Genomic DNA, 19,078 nt, shown 5'->3' with positions numbered 1-19,078 from the left:
CCGATATCCGGGATCATCCTCCTCAACGCGATGGAATCGGTCCTTGACGAATACGGCATCTAACTCGACGTCAGCTGAGACGTCGAGGGGTCGCGGGGCGACCGAGGACGTCGCGGCGCTCCGGTCGCAGTTCCGTGCTTTCTTGGAGGGTGCGCCGAAACCGCCGGGACTTCGGAACTACGGCCCCACGCCGACCGCTGAGGACATCGAGCCCGGCCGCGCCTGGCACAAGTACCTCGCTCGGCACGGCTACGTGTGCTTGCATTGGCCGGTCGACTTCGGCGGTACCGATGCGTCGGTTGCCTATCAGGCGCTGTTCGCCGAGGAGTGCGCTCGCGCCGGGGTGCCTCGCCAGCTTGCGATCACCGCCATCGACCTAGTCGGACCGGTCCTTATCAAGTTCGGCTCCGAGCAGCAGCGATCGCGCTACCTCGAGCCCATCCGACTGGGAGACCATGTCTGGACACAGCTGTTCTCCGAGCCCGGTGCGGGGTCCGACCTGGCCGGTGTGCGGACCAAGGCGCAGAAGACCGCCTCGGGGTGGCGCATAGATGGGCAGAAGGTCTGGAGTTCGGCCGCGAATTCGGCGCAATTCGGTTTGCTGCTCGCCCGCACCGGACCGGATTCATATCGTGGGTTGAGCATGTTCATCGTTCCGATGGATGCTGCCGGCGTCTCGGTGCGGCCGCTTCGGCAGATGGACGGCGAGAGCAAGTTCAACGAGGTCTTCTTAGACGGTGTCGAGTTGAGCGAAGACAACTTGATCGGCGAGGAGGGCCAAGGGTGGACGATCGCCCTGGTCACGCTGGGCCGCGAGCGGCTGACGCTGGGTTCGAATGCCGTGGGGATGTTCAAGCTGCTCGACCGAATGATGCAGGCGGCACGTGACCGCGATCAGCTGAATCCCATTCTGGCCCAATCGATGACGAAGCTGTGGGCGCGAATGTGGCTGTTGCGGTTCACCTGGGAGCGCGCGATCGAGGAAGGGGATACGTCGTCGTCGGCCTTCTCTGTTCTCAAGCTGATGACGTCGGAGACCGACCGCGACCTCGGTGACCTCGCCACCGAAGTGCTCGGCACAGATGTCTGCGTCGACCCCTCCGACGACTCAGACGACGCCGAGTTGGTCCGCGCGATGTTGGTTGCGCGCGCACAGACGATTCTCGGCGGCACCAGCGAAATTCAGCGCAACATCCTCGGAGAGCGGATATTGGGTCTGCCAAAAGAGCCGCGGTGACTGTCGACCCAATACAGACGGAATTCTCTGCCGCACTGCGAAACAAGCTGCGCCCAGGCATGACCGTCGCGCTCGGCGACGGTGTTGGCGCGCCGCGGTGTACCGGCGACGGCGCTTCGGTGTGCGCCACGCTCAGCGCGGTGGCACGAGAGATCGGTGGGGTTCGACTTGTCGTCGGCTGGTTGCCCTCGCCCATGCAGGGGTTCGAGCCCGACGCCTTCGCCGAAGTCGTCGCGATTATGCCCGGCTGGGGCGTGCGGAACGTACTGGGTTCGCCGACAGCGCGTTTCGTCCCGACCCGGCTCAGTTCAGTTGCCTCGCTGATGAGAGGCGTGCTCCGCCCCGACATACTCATCACCCGCCTGGTGGACAGGGCGGGCCGCTTCCATTTCAGCACCGAGGTGTCCTGGCAACGCGAGATCGTCGACGCCGGTACGGCCGTTTTCGCCATCGCCGACACGGAAGCCCCGCTCGCCGACGCCGGCCCGCCCCTGGCCGCCGAGGCGATCGAGTTCATCGGCCATACCTCAGAGGGCCCCGTCGAGATGCCCAGCGTCTTTCCCGACGCGGTTCACGAAGCCCTGGCCGACGCGGTGCTGCGATTCGTACCCGAAGGCGCACGGTTGCAGTACGGCCCCGGCAAGCTGGGCACCGCGTTGCTCAACCGCACGCGACGGCCGCTCCACATCGACACCGGCCTGTTGACCGACGCCGTCGTGGACCTCGACTCTCGCGGACTGCTCATCGGAATGCCCAGTGCCACATACCTGTTCGGGACCCAAACGCTCTACCGCTGGGTCGACGGCAAGCCGATCCTGCACGGCATCGACTACACCCACGACCTCACCCGGCTGTCTCGAGGCATTCCGTTGGTCGCGGTCAACACCGCGCTCGAAATCGATCCGTTCGGTCAGATCAACGTCGAGGGAGTCGGGGAGAAAATCGTCGGCGGCATCGGTGGACATCCGGACTACTGCGCGGCGGCCAGCATGAGCCGGGGCGGCCTGTCCATCATCGCTGTTCCTTCCACGGTGAACGGCCACTCCCCTTTCGTCGAGCAGTTGAGCAGGCCGGCATCGACACCCGCGCACGACGTCGACCTCATCGTCACCGAATCGGGCAACGCGGACTTGCGTGGCGCCGACTGGAACCAGCGCAGGCGACTCATCGGTGCACTGTTCGAACGAAAGGACCACCAATGACTGAAGGAGCATTATCGGGGCGCGTCGTCCTGGTCACGGGCGGCGGACGCGGCATCGGACGCGGCCACTGCCTCGCACTGGCCGCGCATGGCGCCGCGGTCGTTGTCAACGACCCGGGTGTCAGCCGCGACGGCTCCGCGGGTGACACGGGTCCCGCCGCCCAGGTCGTCGCCGAAATCGAAGCCGCCGGCGGCAAGGCGATAGCGCATACCGGGTCGGTGGCCTCGTGGAGCGACGTCGCCGACATGCTCGCCGCGGCCGTTTCCACCTTCGGCACCCTGACCGGCGTGGTGAACAACGCGGGCATCGTGCGAGACGCGATGGTGGCCAACGCGACCGAGGACGACTGGGATGCGGTGATCGCCGTGCACCTCAAGGGCACCTTCGCCGTCACCAAACACGCTTGCGAGTACTGGCGGGCGCAGTCCAAGGGGGGCCACCAGATCGACGCGCGGATCGTCAACACGGTGTCCGGCGCCGGCCTGTGGGGCAACGTCGGACAAAGTGCCTACGGTGCCGCCAAGGCCGCGATCGCGAATCTCACCGTCGTCACGGCGATGGAGGCGCGCCGGTACGGCGTTGCGGTGAACGCGATCTCGCCGCTGGCCGTTACCCGGATCAGCGAAGATTTTTTCAAGGGAGACCGGGCCGCCGACCCGGCACTGGACCCGGCGCGCAGTTCCGAGGTGGTGGCGTGGCTGCAGGGTCCGGAGTCGGGCTGGTTGACGGGCCAGATTCTGCGCATCAATGGCCACAAGCTCAGTCGCGTAGCAGGTTTCGCGGAGGCGCCTGGACGTTACGCCGCCAAAGACGGGACGTCGCTGGCATTCGACGAGATCGGCCAGGCGGTGAGTTGGCTGTACGGCACATCACCGCGCGGACTGGCCGGGCCGCTGCCGGCGACCTGAGGTAACACTCGTGGAGGAGCACTGCGCTGATTGTGGATTCGACCAGGTGGCAGCACCCGCAGGCGAGATCGCCGCTGCACTGCCCGCAGTTGCCTCTGCCGTAGCCGAATCGATGCGACCGCTCGCCTCTGAGGCCACCTACCGTAGGCCGGCGCCAGATGTATGGGCGCCGGCGGCTTGAGCCGCAACAGCGACGCGACGGTTGCTCGACGTCGGGGCCGCGATGTTCGCGCAGAAGCCGGTATGAAGATGTTTTTGTCGAGGACATCGTCGGGCGCGCTGACGTGTCGAGAGCCTTTGCCTGCGCCAGAGGAAAACACAGACGGGCAGGACGACCGAGACGCGGTGTCCGAAGCTAGCGTGCGGCGTCTATCGTGCTACCGCCGTCAACCATGTAGGTCATACCGGTGATGTACTTCGAGTCATCGCAGGCAAGGAAGAGGGCGACCGGTGCAACGCTCTCCTCTGGCGGCGAGGGCATTCCCAAGGGGACGTTGGAAACCATCTTTGCCACACGCTCATCTTGCACTGCCTCCGCGAGCGCTTCTGTCAGAGTCGTCGGGCAGATGACGTTTACACGAATTCCGTCCGCTCCCCACTCCCGAGCGGCGGTGCGGCTCAGGGCCCGAATGGCCTCCTTGGCGGCAGAGTACGCCCCGTAACCCGCTGGCGATGAAATCCCTGCTGGCGAGCCAAAATTGATTACCACCCCGCGCCGTTCCTTCAGATGCCCATGACTCGCTTGCATGAAGTGCAGAGTAGCGATCGGGCCCGACGAAAATTGCATCTGCAGTTGATTATCGTCAATGTCTACTAGTGCGTTGGTAACACCGGTGGTGTGGTGTGCGTTATTGACGAGGATGTCGATGCCGCCGAATTGTGAGGCCGTGGAGTGCACCGCCGCATGCACCTGCGCCTTGTCGGTGACATCACATTGCAATCCGATCGCGGATCCTCCGCCTTGGGTGATGGTGTCGACGACCTCGTCCACCGTCGATCCCGTTCTGGAGACGACCGCTACCAACGCGCCCTCTCGCGCGAAGCGAAGGGCAATGCTGCGACCGATTCCGCGGCCCGCACCGGTTACCAGGGCCACCTTGCCAGACAACCGATCTGCCGGTTCACTCATTTCCATCTCCTCAAACATCTCTCTAACGGGCCAGTACCGGAACGAAGTTCGATTCATTCGAACCCGGAAGGGCGTGGGATGCCTACACGTCAGCCACGTTGCGCGACCAGTAACGCGGAACCCTCCGGGCACTCCGCAGCCGATCAAGTTATATCATTAACTAATTATCTATAACGTTAGACCTCCAGCTGGCCTCCCCTCTTCGCGGGGCCGTGGGTCCGGGCGATTGTTCTATACGGCATCGTGGATTTGACCGATATTTTCAACACGTGTGTTGAAACTGCGGTATGCTCCACTGAAAGTGAATGTTCCGGCGAAGGAGCGCATCGATGCAGAACTGGCCCACGATGCAACCCACAGGCTGGTTCCAGGTGGCGTGGAGCGCCGACCTGGAACTCGGTGAAGTGAAGGCCCTGCACTACTTCGGCCGTGACCTCGTGGCCTTCCGGGCCCACAACGGGCAAGTGTGCGTGATGGATGCTCACTGTCGGCACCTCGGCGCCAACCTCGCTTTCGGCGGCTGCGTGGTCGAGGACGGCATTCAATGCCCTTTTCATGGCTGGGTGTGGAACGGCCAGGGTCGCAACGTCCGTATCCCCTACCAGGACCGTCCCAACAGAGGCCGACGGATCCGCTCCTATCCCGTGACCGAAGTTAACGAATCGATATACATCTGGCATGACACTGCTGGACGAAATCCTTTGTGGCAGCTGCCCACCGGTTTCGAGATGCTGGGAGATCACGTCGCCTCGCGCAGCTACCACCCGCTCAATGCGGACTGCCGCACGCGATTCACCAACATCCACGTACATCCGCAGGTGATCGCCGAGAACGCGGTTGACCCGCACCACTTCCGATTTGTGCATCACACCCCAATCAGCCCAGTGGTGCTGCGCGAGTCCACCGATAGGTCGACCTGGTCGTCAAAGGTCGGGTTCGGCCGACGGTGGGTGGATGGTGTGGATCGTCGCGACGACACCCTCAACACGATCGAGATCTATTGGTCGGGCGTCGGGGTGAGTTTCAACGGAGAACACACTCGAGAGGGAATTCGGGTCATCTCCATCTGCGCTACGCCGGTCGACGAAGAGACCTCGGATATCTTCGCCGGCTACTGGATTGATGCCGAAAGTGCTGATTTCGCCGAGCGGCTCGCATTAGCCAAACGCGCGCTGCCCCAGGATATTCAGATCTGGGATCATCAGCAATATATGGATCCGCCGGCGCTCGCGACCAGTGAGGCGGCCGGCTTCAAGAAGCTTCGTGCGTGGTGTTCCAGCTTCTATCCTGAGCCCCAGGCTGCGGGGGACCGACTTGTCGGCCACAGCGTCTGGTAGCCCCGCAGGGCGCCGCAAGTCCGATCGCACGCGCGAGTCGATACTTGACGCCGCGCGGATAGCGTTTGCCCGCAAGGGGTTCTCAGCTGTCACCATTCGTGACATCACCAATCTGGCCCAGATCAACCGCGCCAGCTTCTACTACTACTTTCCCGACAAAACCGAACTGTTCATAGAGCTGGGTACGGCGACCTACCGCGAAGCTCTGCACGTCGTAAAGTCTTTCGGTGAGCTGGACCACCCGCCGACCCAGTCCGCCGTCCGAGGATGGGTGAACAGCTATTACTCCTATTTGGACCGCAACGGCGCCTTCGTCATCCGCTCTGCCGACGACGCACCGCAGGATGCGAAGTTCCGTTCGGCGGTAACCCGCGCCCACGGCCGAACGGCCGCGGCTCTCGGCGAGCGCATAGCCAAGCTGGCGGCCCGCCCGCCCGACGCCGAGCCCCCCGCGTTAGGGCTATCGGTGATGGCGATGCTCGACCGTAGCTGGTTGATGGTCCAACACAACGAGATTCCATCGGCGTCACGAGACAGTGTCATCCTCGCGCTGTCCGAAATGATCGCCCGCCTACTGAGCGGTTGACCGTCGGAGCAACTACAGCCGGCCCGCAACCCGCAATTCTGGATGCACCCAGTCCGGTGATCGCTTCTCCTTGAAGGCGATGAAACCTTCGCGAGCCTCGGGACCATCGAGACTCACCTTCATCCCGATGCGATCGTAAAGACCCATGTAATTGTCGAGACTGGACTTGATGAGGGCACGCGCGTGTGGCGCGGTGCGGCAGCACTGGGCCAGAACTTGATGCGCGGCTGTCATCAGGTCGTCATGAGGGACCACCCGGGCGACCAGACCCCAGTCAACCGCCTCCTGGGCGGACAACACCCGGCCGGTGAACATCAGGTCTCGCGCGCGAACCGGTCCGATCACCCTGGCGAGCATCTGGCTGTAATAGGTGTCAGCAATTCCCCGGTACAGCTCCGGCACTCGGAAAGTAGCACGGTCGCTGACCACAGCCATGTCACTGCAGAGGGCGATCTGGAGTCCGCCGCCCTGGGCGAGACCGTTCACGGCGGCGACGACGGGTTTGGCCGACTGGCGCAGACTGTCGAACGGTGTGACGTCCATGCCCATCGTCGCGGCGAAGTCCATCCAATTGTCCTCAGCGCCTTGGGCGAGATCGCCGCCAGGCGCGAATACATCGCCTGTGCCGGTGATCAGCAGCCCGGCCAGGTTGTCGTCGGAATTGACGCGCGAGATGGCGTAGCGAATACCGAAGTACATCGCGGGGGTCATCGCGTTGCGCGCCATGGGGCGGTCGAGCGTCAGGACGGCGAAGCCGCCTTCGCGTTCGAATCGCAGGAAGGGCGTGCCCAGCCAGTCACCGTCGGGCGGGCGGGGGCTCAGCTCGTTGGGCTCGGCGGACATATCACTCCTCGAAGGTTGAATGGCGCGGTCCGTCACTTGCTGAAGAACATCAACGGACGCTCGACGAACTCGAACACCACGCCGTCGGGTGAGCGCAGAAACGCGACGTACAAGCCGTCGATCTTGGTTCCCGGTAGCGGGCACCACACTGGATCACCCTTCCGCTCAACCGAATTCGGCATAGCCGCCAGCGCCTTCTCTACATTCTCGACCCGGAGCGCGCAGCGGTAGAGTCCCTGGCGGTTGCCGCCCCACGGCACCGGCCCGCCAGTCGTCGCATCCGGGTGCTGGACCACCGTGACGGTGAACCGTTGTCCATCCTCCGGAAGCGCGAAGCGCGCGACGACGCATTCGACGGAATCGGCGGAGCCGCCGGGCGCCAACTGGTTGCCCGAAACCGCCACTGCTGTCGGCGCTTCGATTTCGATGAAACCGATCGCGGTCAGGAACTGCGCGGTGGCGAGGATGTCGATGGCCGCAATGCGGATCCCGGAAAACAGTGTGCCGCCCGAGGCGTCTAGATCGCTTGGGGCCTGCGCCAACTCGATGACGACACCGTCGGGGTCGAGCGCGAGCACCGATTTCGCGCCCGAGATGAGCCCCTCAACCGGCTCGCCGACTGGCACACCCGCCTCCCCCAAGGCCACGGCGGCATGGTCCAGATCCGCTACCCACATGAGTGCCGCGCGGATGCCCGGTCTGGTCGGTTCGGTTCGCTCATCGCGGGTCAGAGGCGGGGATTCATAGGCGATCGCCTCAAGCGCACAGCCGTTGCGACCTCCCCGGGTGTCGTAGAGAAAAGCAGTGGAACAGTAGGTTTCGTCGTCGATGCCGAGGATGGCACCGTTGGTCGGGACCGTCGGGTCGGTGCGCATCCTGGCCGACAGGCCCAGGACGCCCGAGTAGAGCCGCTCGGTCGCTTCCAGGGACTCACAGTTCAGGTTGACGTGCAGGAACCGGCGGGCCAGATAATCGGATACCACTACAGAACAACCGATTTGACTTTGAGATCGATGATGTCATCCTCGCTGAATCCCAGTTCGGCCAGCAGTGCATCGGTGTGCTCACCGTGTCCCGGCGCGCCTCTCAATTCCAGTGGTGTCTCATCGAACTGCACAGGGCTACCCGCGAGGGCGAATTCATTGCCGTTGGCGTCGGTGGTGCGGGGCAGGTAGCCGTTGGCCAGCACCTGTGGGTCGTCGTGGATTTCGCGGGCGGTGCGCATCACGTCCCACACCCCGTCGAAGCCTTTGAACGCGCCCTCCCAGTGCGCCAGGTCATGCTGACCGATCGTCTTGCGCAGTTCGACGATGCACTCGGCACGATTTTGGAACCGCACCATGGCGTTGGCGAACCGCTCATCGGCGATCAAATCGGACCGCCCGAGACGCGTGCAGAAATCGGCCCAGAATCGATCCGCCTGCAGGAGCACGAAGGCGATATGGCGCCCGTCGCGCGTCTGGTAGATGCTGGCCACCGGGTTGGGCATCTCTGCCAACTGGAACTTCGGGATGTCCTGTCCAGTGATGCCCGCGCCGACAATGTCGGGGCCCAGCTGCCAGATCGCCGAGCTGAGGAGGGACACGTCCACCACCGACGGTTCCCCCGTGCGTTCGCGTTTATACAGTGCTCCAACGATGCCCGAGGCGATGGCAAAGCCGCCGTACACGTCGCCGAACGCGGGCCGCTGCACCGGCGGGTACGAACCGTCGCCGGCGGCGTAGGCCTCGCCAATCCCACCGCGTGCCCAATACGCGGCCAGGTCGAAACCGCCCTGCGTAGCGAGATCGCCCTTGGTTCCGTAGCCGTGGCCGCGGGCATAGACGATTTTCGGGTTGCGGGCGCGTACTTGCTCGACGTCGATGCCCATCCGCCGGCGCGAATCCGGCAGCAGATTCGTCAAGAAAACGTCAGCGGTTTCAACGAGTTTCATCAACAGTTCGAGACCCGCGGGCGTCGACGAATCGAGGCCGATGCTGCGCTTCCCGCGGTTCGGCTGTTCGATGAAGTGATTGACGCCCCCCGCGCCCGTGACGATCCCGGAGCTGATCAGCCCGCGCTGCGGATCACCGGTCTCGGGATGCTCGACCTTGATAACGTCGGCGCCCCAGTCAGCGAGCACGGCACCCGCTGCCGGGACGAAGCTCCAAGCTGCGAGCTCGACAACGCGAACCCCACTGAGAATGTCGGTCATGCGATGGGATATCCGATCGTCTTGGTCTGCAGGTACTGTTCGAAGCCCTCGTGGCCGTTCTGGCGCCCGATGCCGCTCATCTTGTAGCCGCCGAACGGTGCGTCGGCACCGTAATACATGGCGCTGTTGATCATCAGCGAACCGGTCCGGATGCGGCGCGCGACGGCCATGGCCCGCTCGGTGGAGCCCATGATGGCGCCGGCCAGACCGTAGCGGGAGTCGTTCGCCAACTCGACGGCGGCGTCGTCACCACCCTCGTACGGCGTGATCGACAGCACCGGCCCGAAGACCTCCTCCTGGAAGATCGTGTGAGCCGGTTCGACGTCAGCAACGACCGTCGGCGCCACGAAGTAGCCGCGGTCCAGTCCCTCCGGTACGCCCCCACCGACTGTGACGCGACCACCTTCGCGCTTAGCGATTTCGATGTAGTCAAGCACTCGGCCCCGCTGCTTGGCCGAGACCAGCGGCCCGCAGAAGGTGTTCGGGTCCGACGGATCGCCGACGCTGAGCGCACCGAAAATGGCGGTGGCCACCTCGACGGCTTGCCCGTAGATCGAGCGCGGCACCAGCATTCGGGTGGCGAGCGCACACCCCTGGCCGGAATGCATCAGCGCGCCAATGCATCCAGGCAACGCCGTATCCAGATCGGCGTCGTCGAGCACCAGATACGCCGACTTCCCGCCGAGCTCGAGCATGTTGCGCTTCATCGTGTCCCCGGACAGGCGCTGGATGAGCTTGCCCACCGCCGTCGAACCGGTGAAGGACACCATGTCGATACGCGGATCGGTGGCAAGTATCTGCGCGACGTTATTGTCAGACGCCGGAACGATGTTGACCACACCGGGCGGGATGTCGGTCTTCTCGGCGATGATCCGGCCCCACCGCAACGCGCTCCACGGCGTCTCGATCGCGGGCTTGAGCACCAGGGTGTTTCCGGTCGCCAGAATCTGGCCCACCTTGTTGCTGATGATCTCGAATGGAAAATTCCACGGGGTGATGGCTCCGACCACCCCCATCGCCTCCTTGACAACGACGCGGTTGTACGGAAGCCCCATCTTGGCGTCCTGGTCGAGCATCCGCTCCCAAGCGAATTTCGAGATGTATTCCGCCGGCCACTTCACCGCGTCGGCCAACGGCCACTCCAATTGCGCGATATAGGTCATCCCCACCGTCGACCCGACCTCGGCGATCAGTTCGGCGCGAATGTCCTCCTTCTCCTCCTGCAACGCATTGTGCAGCTGCAGCAGGCAATGCTTGCGGAACTCGTGGTCGGTCGACCAGTCGGTGGTGTCGAACGTGCGCCGCGCAGCGGCGATCGCCTGTTCCATGTCCTCGGCGCTCGCATCTGTACAGGTCCCGAGCACCTCCTCGGTCGCCGGGTTGACGTTGTCGACGGTCCTGCCCGTGGACGAATCCCGCAGCCTGCCGTCAATATAGAGACGAGTTTCAGGGTTGAACTGGACGGTTGTTGCGTCTACCGGCGATGCCGTCATTGGCACTCCTCCTGCTGGACTGTGGGCGCGGCCTAGTGTACCTGTTATAGATAACTGTTTATCTGATTCGAGCGTAGGCCGGATCCCAATACTGAACAAGGGGTGCGCAGTGCTTGACGCCGTCGACGACACCGCGAGCAGGGTCGACTACGTTCCGCGGGTCGCGGCCTTCCGCCAGGATCTACGGCAGTATCTGCGCAATCTCAACTGCGCCGACGAATGGCGCGCCGCCGCGTCCACGACCGCCGAGGCCGGGCTCGAGCACGATGCGGCGGTGATGACACGGTTGCACGCCGACGGCTGGAACCGCTATGGCTGGCCCGAGGCGGCCGGCGGCTTGGGCGGCAACGAGATTCACCGTGCCGTCCTCTACGAGGAGCTTGCGAACGCGATGCTGCCCATCCCGGCGCAGGCGTGGACCTTGGAGGTGATGGGCCCGGCGATCCTGAAGTTCGCCCCTCACCTGGCTGGTGGGTACCTTCCCCGCTACCTCGACGGCACCGAATGGTGGGGACAGGGCTTTTCCGAGCCGGAGTCCGGCAGCGACCTGGCCTCGCTGCGCACCCGTGCAACCGAAGACGGCGCGGGCGGATTCGTCGTCAACGGCCAAAAAATCTGGACCAGTCAAGGTGGCACGGCCAAGCGGCTCTGCGTGCTCGTGCGCACCGGGTCGCCGGAGAGCAGGCACCGGGGCTTGACGATGATGCTGATCGACACGGACGCACCCGGCGTGACGGTGCGGCCGATCGCGTTGGCCAGCGGGCGGCGCGAGCTCGCCGAGGTGTTCTTCGACGACGTCCGGGTGCCACCGGAACGTCTGGTGGGCGAGGTCGGCGGCGGCTGGGCCGTGACGATGTTCTTGATGCAGTACGAGCGCGGCATGTACGGCTATGCGGCGCTGAACAAGGTGCTCATGGAGTTGGGACGGCTGCGCGAGTACATGGTGACGCGCGGAGCGGCTTCGGCCGAGCGAGAGCGCTTCGCGCGCGTCTATGTCGACGTCATCACGGCGCAGGCCCGTGCCGCCACCACTGTGCGCAACCTGGCCGCCGGCGAGTCCGTTGGCCCCGAAAGCAGCATCGACAAGCTGCTCTGCAGCGAGGCCGAGCGCGCGGTCAACGACCTGATCCTCGACGTCGCGCGAGACCACATGATGGTCGGCACCGGGGGCGGTCCTGCCGAGCTCGACACCGCACGCGCGGAGTGGTGGTACTCGCGGGCCGCCACAATCATGGGCGGCACCGCCGAGGTTCAGCGCGGGATCATCGCCGACCACATTCTCGGGCTGCCGAAGGAAAGGCGCGCATCGTGACGATGCGCACGCGAGGGGCAGATCCAACCGACGAATCGTGGCCGATGATCGAAGAGGCGGTGTTCCGCCTGTTCGAGGAAGTCGCGGCCAAGCAGGACCATGTCGCCATCGGTCCACTGCTGGCCGAGCTCGGCTGGTCGGACATTGAATCCGAATACCCGGTGGACGCGTGTGCGTTGTTATTCCGGGCGCAGGGGCGAACCCTGGCCCTGACCGACGCGCTGGACCGCGTCATGCTGGCTGAACTGGCGTCGTTGGTGGATTCGCCGGTTGATGCCGTCGTGCTGCCCACGCTGTCCCACGGGTCCACGCCCAGTTCGACCGAGGGCCACGTCAAAGGCATCCTGCTCGGTCCGCCACGCGGCCGCGTCCTGGTTCCGATCTCTGGCGCCATGGGAACGGTCGCCGTCGCCGTCGTCGACGCCGGTCAGCTGCGGAGCGAACCCCTCGACACATTCGACGCAAGTGTGATCTGGTGTCGCGTCGAGGGGGTCGCCGACGGCGACCTCATCGATGCGTCAACGGAGTGGGGCCGCGCGATCGCGGCGGCGCACCGCTCGCTGGCCACCGAACTCGTGGCGTTGGCGGACCAGGCGCTGCACATCGCCGTCGAACACGTCAGCGTCCGCGTCCAGTTCGGTTCGCCGATCGGCTCGCTGCAGTCCCCGCGCCATGCCCTAGCGGCTGCCGCGGCCAAATTGGAGGGCGCGCGCGCACTTCTCGAGGACTCGTGGCGCTACGGCGGGGTGTTGTCGGCCCAAGCCGCGAAGGTGGCGGCGGGTCGGGCACACCGCGGCGTCGCCGACGCCGTCTTGCAGGTGTGCGGGGCGGTCGGGTTGACCGCCGAACACGACCTCCATCGATACGTGAAGCGAGGCTTTCAGATCGATGCGCTGTGCGGCTCCTACTCGCAGCTGGAGTCGCTGCTGGCCGACCGCCTGTTCGACACCTTTGCGCCCGGTCGCGCACTTCCCGCGATCATCAACCTGGACTGAGGAATCATGCGCCGCAACATTTTCGACGAGGTACACGACGACTTCCGCGCCACCGCGCGAGCGTTCTTCGAGCGGGAGTGCGTTCCCAACGTGGAGAAGTGGGAACGCGACGGCAAGGTCGGCCGTGAAGCGTGGCTGGCCGCGGGCGAGCACGGTCTGATCGGTTGGGAGTTCGACGAGAAGTACGGCGGGCTTGGTGTCAAGGACTTCCGGTTCAACCAGATCATCTCCGAAGAGATGTTCATGACCGGCTCGGTCGGCATCGGCCTCGGCGTCCAAAACGACATCCTGATGCCTTATCTCAACAGCTTGACCACCGATGAACAGAAGGCGCGTTGGCTGCCGAAATTCATCTCCGGGGAGTACATCGGTTCGATTGCGATGTCCGAGCCGGCGGCGGGATCCGACTTGGCCGGCATCAAGACCACCGCCCGAGACGAGGGCGATCACTGGGTAGTCAACGGGCAGAAAACGTTCATCAGCAACGGGCTGCTGTCGAAGCTCGTGCTCGCGGCGGTGAAGACCGATCCGGCGGCGGGGCGCAAAGGCATCAGCCTGGTGATGATCGAAGACGGTATGGAGGGATTCACCCGCGGACGCAAACTCGACAAGATCGGGCAGTTCTCCGCGGACACCGCAGAGTTGTTCTTCGACAACGTCAGGGTTCCCAAGGAGAACCTCGTCGGGGAGCTGAACCGCGGCTTCTATCACCTGGTGTCCAATCTGCCCTTCGAGCGGGTCGGCGTGGCCTGCTATGCGTTACCCGCAGCCCGGCGAGCGCTCGATCTCACCAAGGCTTATGCACTGGAGCGCACGGCCTTCGGCCAGCCGATCGGTACATTCCAAGTCAACCGGCACTTCATCGCCGAGATGCAGGTGAAACTCGACGCTGCACAGACGTATCTCGATCAGTGCGTGCTTGCGGTCAACGAGGGCACCCTGTCCGACGCCGACGCGGCGGGCCTCAAATGGTGGACCTCCGAGGTGCAGTGGGAGATCCTCGACCGGTGCCTGCAGCTGCACGGCGGCTACGGCTACATCAACGAGTACGAGGTGGCTCGACTGTGGCGCGACTCGCGGGTGCAGCGACTTTATGCGGGCACCACCGAGATCATGAAGGATCTGATGGGCCGCGCGATGGGCTTTTGACGATGAGCTTGCTCACTGAGCGGGTGCGTTAGCGATTTGCGCAGGGCCGTTCGGCTAACCTACAAACAGTTAGTTGATTACGACTACGGTGGAGGGTCGATATGGAGGTCACCAGCCTTCGCGAGCCGAAGATGGCCGATCGCGTGGCCACCGTCCTGCGCAGGATGTTCATCCGCGGCGAGATCGCCGAAGGGACGATGCTGCCCCCCGAGTCAGAACTGATGGAGCGGTTCGGTGTGTCGCGGCCGACGCTGCGGGAGGCATTCCGCGTTCTCGAATCGGAATCGCTGATCGTCGTGCAGCGTGGCGTACGAGGTGGCGCCAAGGTCACCCGACCGCGACGCGAAACGCTTGCCCGTTATGCCGGAGTGATTCTCGAGTATGAAGGCGTGACGCTCAAAGACGTCTACGACGCGCGAATGGCTCTCGAGACGCCGATGGTCGTACGGCTGGCCAAAGAGCGCAACGCAAAGGTGATCGCGGAGTTGGAGCAGATCGTCGAAGCCGAGGAGCAGTTGAAACCGGGCAGCGATGCCGTGGTCCAACTGACGGACTTCCACGCCGCCATCGCACGGCTGTCGGGCAACAAGACCCTGCAGATCGTCAGCGACATGCTGCATCACATCGTCGAGAAGGCGAATCGCTCGCTGCAGCCCACCGAAGGTGCTCGCGCGGAACAGGCGGTCCGCCGGTCCGCGAAGACACACCGCATGGTGCTGGATCTGATCAAGGCGGGGGACGCCGAGAAGGCCGGCGAGCTGTGGAAAAAGCACCTACAGAAGGCGGAGGAATTCGTGCTGTCGGGTTCCGAATTATCCACTGTCGTCGACCTTCTCGAATGACAGATGTCAGCCGGGACACCGGCCACGACATCGAGACGCCGATTCATCTGCTCCGGCGGTTTGGGATCGAGGTATTGATCGCGGATCAGGAGTCCGCCGTCGTAGAGATGTCGATGCCGCTCGCGGGCATGCGCAATCCCTTCACCAACCTGCCGACCATCGGCCCACTCGGCGTGCTCATCGATGCCGTCAGCGGATTATCCAACCACTTCCGGCATCGCGACGCCGAGTGGACGGTGTCCACCGAATTGGCCATCGAGCTGAGCCCCGAAGGGAGCGAGCGGGCGACCGCAATCGGCGCCTCCCCCGTTGTCGCATCTGGGCGACCGCTGGGCCCTCGCGACAGCGGGTCAGCGCTTTCGGTGTGCACCCTGACTTGCGACGGCGTCGTCATCGGCGGGGGTACCGTGCGGTCGTACTACGTCACACCCGACGCCCTCGACCTGAGCGAGCCCACCGAGACGGTGGCCAAGAATTTCAACACCTCCCTGGCGGAGCTGATGGCCGTGGAACCCATGCCGCCTGCCGACGCGGTGCGAGTCCTGCGTCAGCACGTAGATCCGTTCCTCAACAACGCCGTTGGGGTCATCAACGGCGGAGTCGCCTCGGCGGGACTCGAATTGGCCGCGTCCGCGACGGTGAACACGGGTGGCGCGCCGATGCGAACCGCATCGGTCCGGGTGAACTTTCTGCGTCCCTTCTACGGCGGCGACCGGTCTCGCTACGAAGCGGCGCCGCTGCGCATCGGACGCGGCACTGCCGTCGCCGACGCGCGTGCGATCGGCGACGACGGCAAGCCCGCGGTGACGGCGCGCGTCACCGCCTACCGCTAGCTAGGGGCTTTTCTTGGATCGAGCGCGGAACGCGGCGACTCGCTCCTTGAACTCGGGCGTCGAGAACGACGTCAGTTCCTCGGCGAGCGCGTACTCCAGAACACCTTGAGCAGCCCGGGCCAGGTGCATGTTCAGCGCCACCTTCGACGACCGCAGAGCCTGCGGCGGCAGTGCGGCGAACCGCTCGCCGAGTGCCAGCGCCTCCTCGAGCACCGCGTCGTCGGGGACGACCTTGGTGACCAGATTCAGCTTCTCCGCGATCGGCGCGGTGATCCGATCACCAAGCAACACATACTCCTTGGCTTTCATCATGCCGATCAGCAAGGGCAACATGGCAGCACCGCCGTCCCCGGCAGTGAGCCCAACGGCCACGTGCGGGTCGGCCAAGTAGCTGTTCTCCCCCATCACCAGCAGGTCGGACAACAGGGCGATCGAACAGCCCAGCCCCACCGCCGGCCCATTGACCGCGGACACCAGGGGCTTCGGGAAGTTGATCACCTCGAGGAAGACGGTGCGGGCCTCGTGGATCTGAAATGCGCGCGCCACCTCGTCCTCGATGAGGCGGCCGAACATCACCATGTCCCCGCCGGCCGAGAACGCCTTGCCGACACCGGTAGTCACGACCGCCTTGACGTCATCGTCGGCGTCGAGCACCTTCCAGATGGTGGCGAATGCGTGGTGCACCTCCTCGGTGACGGCGTTGAGCGCCTCCGGTCGGTTGATGCTCACCACGTGGACGTTGCCGCGCTTCTCCACCAACAGCCATGGGGCGAACTGCTCGTAGCCGGGGAGGGTGGCGATATCGGAAGTCGTCATGTGATGTCCCGTCAGTCTTTCTGGTTGGAAAGGATGGTCACCGCGGAGACCGCGGTTGGACCACCGATGTTGTGCGCCAAGGCAAACCGCGCGCCGTCGACTTGGTTCTCCGCCTGGCCGCGGAGCTGGTTAAACAGTTCATAGCACTGCGCCACGCCGGTGGCGCCCGGCGGGTGTCCCTTGGCCTTCAGGCCCCCGCTGGGGTTGATCGGGATCGAGCCGCCCACGTAGTTTTCGCGCGCTTCCACCAGCTTGTATGCCTCGAACCTGCTGGCGAAGCCGAGGTCCTCGTAGCTGATCAGTTCCACCCCGGTGAAGCAGTCATGCACCTCGGCCACATCGATGTCACTCGGTGTCAGCCCCGCCATCCGCATGGCCGACTTGGCCGCCCGCACGGTCGGCGGAAACGTGGTCATGTCCTGCTTGTGCTGATGCATCACCCGATCCATCCCGATGCCGACCCCGCGCACCCAGACCGGGCGGTCCGTGTAGCGGTCGACTACGTCCTCGGCTGCCAAGATAACCGCAGCCGCTCCGTCGCTTTGCGGTGTGCAGTCGTAGAGGCCGAACGGTTCCACAACGATGGGTGCGGCGAGCGCCTTCTCAACGCTGATCTCGTAGCGCAGTTGCGCTTTGGGGTTCTTCAGCGCATGGAAGTGGTTTTTCACCGCGACCATGGCCATGTGTTCCTTGGTCGCCGGCGACTCGTGCAGGTAGCGGTTGACGTGCAACGCGAAGTTCGCAGGAGCCACCAGACCGAGGGGGTAATCCCAGGCGTTGTCGCGGGTCATCGCCGCCCAGTCCCAGAAGGTGGTGTTGGAAGCGGTCTCGCGCACCTTGTCCGCCCCCACCACCAGGACCACGTCGTAGAAGCCCGACGCGATAGCCATGGTGCCGTTGCGGATCGCGTCATTGCCTGTGGCACAGGCATTCTCGACGCGAGTAACGGGTATGTCGGTGAGGTCGAGGGTATCGGCGAGGATGCCCGACGGGAAGCCGTCGGTGGTCGACAGCTCTCCGAACCACGCCGCCTCGATCTCGGACTTCTCGATGCCCTTGTCGACGTTGCCGACGGCTTCGGCGTACGCCATCGGCACCAGGTCCTTGATGCCCAGTTCGAAATGTTCGGCGAACGGGGTCATTCCGGCACCCACGATGGCGACGTTCCTCATGCCAGAGCTCCTTCCTTGCCACGGCCGGGCCAGAACGCGTAGCCGTAATCGGGTATGCCTGCGCGGGTGGCGATTCGCCGCAACACCACCGCACCGGACTGCCCGATCGTCGCCTCGCCCGCGGGAACCCCGGTCACCTTCATCAGCACCCGAACCGGGCTGCCGTCGAGTTGCACGACGGCAAGCGAGTACGGGCCGGGGAGATCCGGTACCGGTATCCGAATGGTCGTGTGGGTGTAGACGGTGCCCGTTCGCGGCAACGGCTCCAGCCGGTATTCGGTGGCGAGGGCACCGGAGTTGTCGACGCGGACTCGGGGTGGAAACTGCGGCGCGGAATCGATACCGGGCCGCTCGTCGAATACGGCTGCCTCCCAACGAATCTTGGGCTCGAATGCACGGCTGTATGCCGGCAGCGAGATGGGAATGCCGACCCCCTCGGCGACCCGGCTGGCGGGAAGCTCGCGAGCGGGCGCCTCATCGCGGACAACGCGCGGGCCGGTCGCGGTGCTGAGCTCCGCCACGCTCATCGTCGACTGTTCCGCCGCGAATACGAGGCCGTGCGTGCCGCTCTCGATCGCCTCGGCGATCACCCTGATGACCGCGGCGGCGGACACCCGAGGGTCCTCGACGGCCGTTTTCGTGTTTACATCACCGCCGAGTTGTGCGGCGGCAACGCCCGCCACCGCGGCCACCACGGGGCCACCGGCCAGCTCGAGCCGGCTCATGGTGCCCCGGATCCCGACCTCACGCTGCAGGCGCGGGTCGGCATAGGAATGACACTTGCCGTCGCCGCTCCGCGCCACCAGCGGCAGGCTCCTCGTCTGACGTCCGACCGCGGTCAACGTGGGTTCGCCGTCGCCGATCAACACGGCAGCCGCACCCACCGCCCCGTCGTTGTCGTCGGCCGCAATCACCAGCGTGCCGGGCGACGCCGTCACGAGCTGGTCCAGGACGGCGGGCGCGCCGCCGAGCACCTCCGTGATCGGCGTGTCGGCCGGCAGGTACAGCGCAGCCAGCAGGACTGCGCCGT

General features: G+C 64.8%; 18 protein-coding genes. 10 read left to right on the top strand and 8 right to left on the bottom strand.

The window, feature by feature from the left end; genetic code table 11:
* The first annotated feature begins 43 nt into the window (after nt 1-43).
* From A5709_RS03635 to A5709_RS03625, 3 genes are read left to right on the top strand one after another with little or no spacing between them, the layout of a single operon-like run.
* Nucleotides 44-1,237, top strand: a complete 1,194-nt coding sequence (locus A5709_RS03635; protein WP_068118055.1) for an acyl-CoA dehydrogenase family protein — start codon at nt 44-46, stop codon at nt 1,235-1,237.
* A 59-nt stretch (nt 1,238-1,296) separates the two neighbouring features.
* On the top strand, nt 1,297-2,439 hold the full coding sequence (locus tag A5709_RS03630; RefSeq protein ID WP_082973763.1) for an acetyl-CoA hydrolase/transferase C-terminal domain-containing protein: 1,143 nt from the start codon (nt 1,297-1,299) through the stop codon (nt 2,437-2,439).
* Entirely contained in the window at nt 2,436-3,347 is a 912-nt protein-coding gene (locus tag A5709_RS03625) for an SDR family NAD(P)-dependent oxidoreductase (protein ID WP_068118050.1), read from the top strand. Before A5709_RS03630 ends, A5709_RS03625 begins: the two co-directional genes overlap by 4 nt.
* A gap of 355 nt (nt 3,348-3,702) precedes the next feature.
* Here the strand turns inward: A5709_RS03625 and A5709_RS03620 are convergent, their stop codons facing one another.
* A complete protein-coding gene (locus tag A5709_RS03620) occupies nt 3,703-4,476 on the bottom strand; it encodes an SDR family NAD(P)-dependent oxidoreductase (RefSeq protein WP_068118082.1) in 774 nt (257 codons plus the stop codon).
* A 329-nt stretch (nt 4,477-4,805) separates the two neighbouring features.
* On the opposite strand from A5709_RS03620, the gene A5709_RS03615 reads away from it, so the two are divergent.
* Together A5709_RS03615 and A5709_RS03610 are read left to right on the top strand one after the other, a co-directional pair.
* Nucleotides 4,806-5,813, top strand: coding sequence for a Rieske 2Fe-2S domain-containing protein (locus A5709_RS03615; RefSeq protein WP_156767952.1), 1,008 nt, complete (start codon nt 4,806-4,808; stop codon nt 5,811-5,813).
* The gene (locus A5709_RS03610) at nt 5,791-6,399 is read left to right on the top strand and encodes a TetR/AcrR family transcriptional regulator (RefSeq protein WP_068118043.1); all 609 of its coding nucleotides are present in this window, start codon (nt 5,791-5,793) and stop codon (nt 6,397-6,399) included. Before A5709_RS03615 ends, A5709_RS03610 begins: the two co-directional genes overlap by 23 nt.
* A 12-nt stretch (nt 6,400-6,411) precedes the next feature.
* Here A5709_RS03610 and A5709_RS03605 read toward each other — a convergent pair whose 3' ends face one another.
* The 4 genes from A5709_RS03605 to A5709_RS03590 are packed head-to-tail and all read right to left on the bottom strand — an operon-like array spanning nt 6,412 to nt 10,929.
* Complete coding sequence (locus A5709_RS03605) at nt 6,412-7,242, bottom strand: enoyl-CoA hydratase/isomerase family protein (protein ID WP_068118038.1); 831 nt, start codon at nt 7,240-7,242, stop codon at nt 6,412-6,414.
* A 32-nt stretch (nt 7,243-7,274) separates the two neighbouring features.
* Nucleotides 7,275-8,225, bottom strand: coding sequence for a VOC family protein (locus A5709_RS03600; protein WP_068118034.1), 951 nt, complete (start codon nt 8,223-8,225; stop codon nt 7,275-7,277).
* Nucleotides 8,225-9,436, bottom strand: coding sequence for a CaiB/BaiF CoA-transferase family protein (locus tag A5709_RS03595; protein ID WP_068118031.1), 1,212 nt, complete (start codon nt 9,434-9,436; stop codon nt 8,225-8,227). The genes A5709_RS03600 and A5709_RS03595 overlap by 1 nt, the downstream gene beginning before the upstream one ends.
* The gene (locus A5709_RS03590; protein ID WP_068118027.1) at nt 9,433-10,929 is read right to left on the bottom strand and encodes an aldehyde dehydrogenase family protein; all 1,497 of its coding nucleotides are present in this window, start codon (nt 10,927-10,929) and stop codon (nt 9,433-9,435) included. Before A5709_RS03590 ends, A5709_RS03595 begins: the two co-directional genes overlap by 4 nt.
* Nucleotides 10,930-11,038: 109 nt before the next feature.
* Between A5709_RS03590 and A5709_RS03585 the strand changes: the two genes are divergently transcribed.
* The 5 genes from A5709_RS03585 to A5709_RS03565 all read left to right on the top strand — a co-directional run bounded on the left by A5709_RS03585 (nt 11,039) and on the right by A5709_RS03565 (nt 16,060).
* A complete protein-coding gene (locus A5709_RS03585) occupies nt 11,039-12,241 on the top strand; it encodes an acyl-CoA dehydrogenase family protein (protein ID WP_068118024.1) in 1,203 nt (400 codons plus the stop codon).
* A gap of 2 nt (nt 12,242-12,243) precedes the next feature.
* Nucleotides 12,244-13,236: an acyl-CoA dehydrogenase family protein gene (locus A5709_RS03580; protein ID WP_082953587.1), complete on the top strand. Its 993-nt coding sequence runs from the start codon at nt 12,244-12,246 to the stop codon at nt 13,234-13,236.
* Nucleotides 13,237-13,242: 6 nt separating this feature from the next.
* A complete protein-coding gene (locus A5709_RS03575; protein WP_068118021.1) occupies nt 13,243-14,385 on the top strand; it encodes an acyl-CoA dehydrogenase family protein in 1,143 nt (380 codons plus the stop codon).
* Nucleotides 14,386-14,486: 101 nt separating this feature from the next.
* Nucleotides 14,487-15,227, top strand: a complete 741-nt coding sequence (locus tag A5709_RS03570) for a FadR/GntR family transcriptional regulator (protein ID WP_068012492.1) — start codon at nt 14,487-14,489, stop codon at nt 15,225-15,227.
* On the top strand, nt 15,224-16,060 hold the full coding sequence (locus A5709_RS03565; RefSeq protein ID WP_068118019.1) for a PaaI family thioesterase: 837 nt from the start codon (nt 15,224-15,226) through the stop codon (nt 16,058-16,060). Before A5709_RS03570 ends, A5709_RS03565 begins: the two co-directional genes overlap by 4 nt.
* Here A5709_RS03565 and A5709_RS03560 read toward each other — a convergent pair whose 3' ends face one another.
* From A5709_RS03560 to A5709_RS03550, 3 genes are all read right to left on the bottom strand, one after another.
* Nucleotides 16,061-16,876: an enoyl-CoA hydratase/isomerase family protein gene (locus A5709_RS03560; protein ID WP_068118015.1), complete on the bottom strand. Its 816-nt coding sequence runs from the start codon at nt 16,874-16,876 to the stop codon at nt 16,061-16,063.
* A gap of 11 nt (nt 16,877-16,887) precedes the next feature.
* A complete protein-coding gene (locus tag A5709_RS03555; protein ID WP_068012486.1) occupies nt 16,888-18,048 on the bottom strand; it encodes a beta-ketoacyl synthase N-terminal-like domain-containing protein in 1,161 nt (386 codons plus the stop codon).
* The coding region (locus A5709_RS03550; protein WP_068118012.1) for a Zn-ribbon domain-containing OB-fold protein at nt 18,045-19,078 on the bottom strand (1,034 nt) is incomplete at its 5' end. The genes A5709_RS03550 and A5709_RS03555, both read right to left, overlap by 4 nt.

The sequence above is a fragment of the Mycobacterium sp. E1386 genome, from assembly GCF_001672745.1.
Taxonomy (GTDB): Bacteria; Actinomycetota; Actinomycetes; order Mycobacteriales; family Mycobacteriaceae; genus Mycobacterium.
The sequence above is the reverse complement of the archived record's forward strand: the minus strand, read 5'-3'. Positions and strand labels throughout refer to the sequence as shown.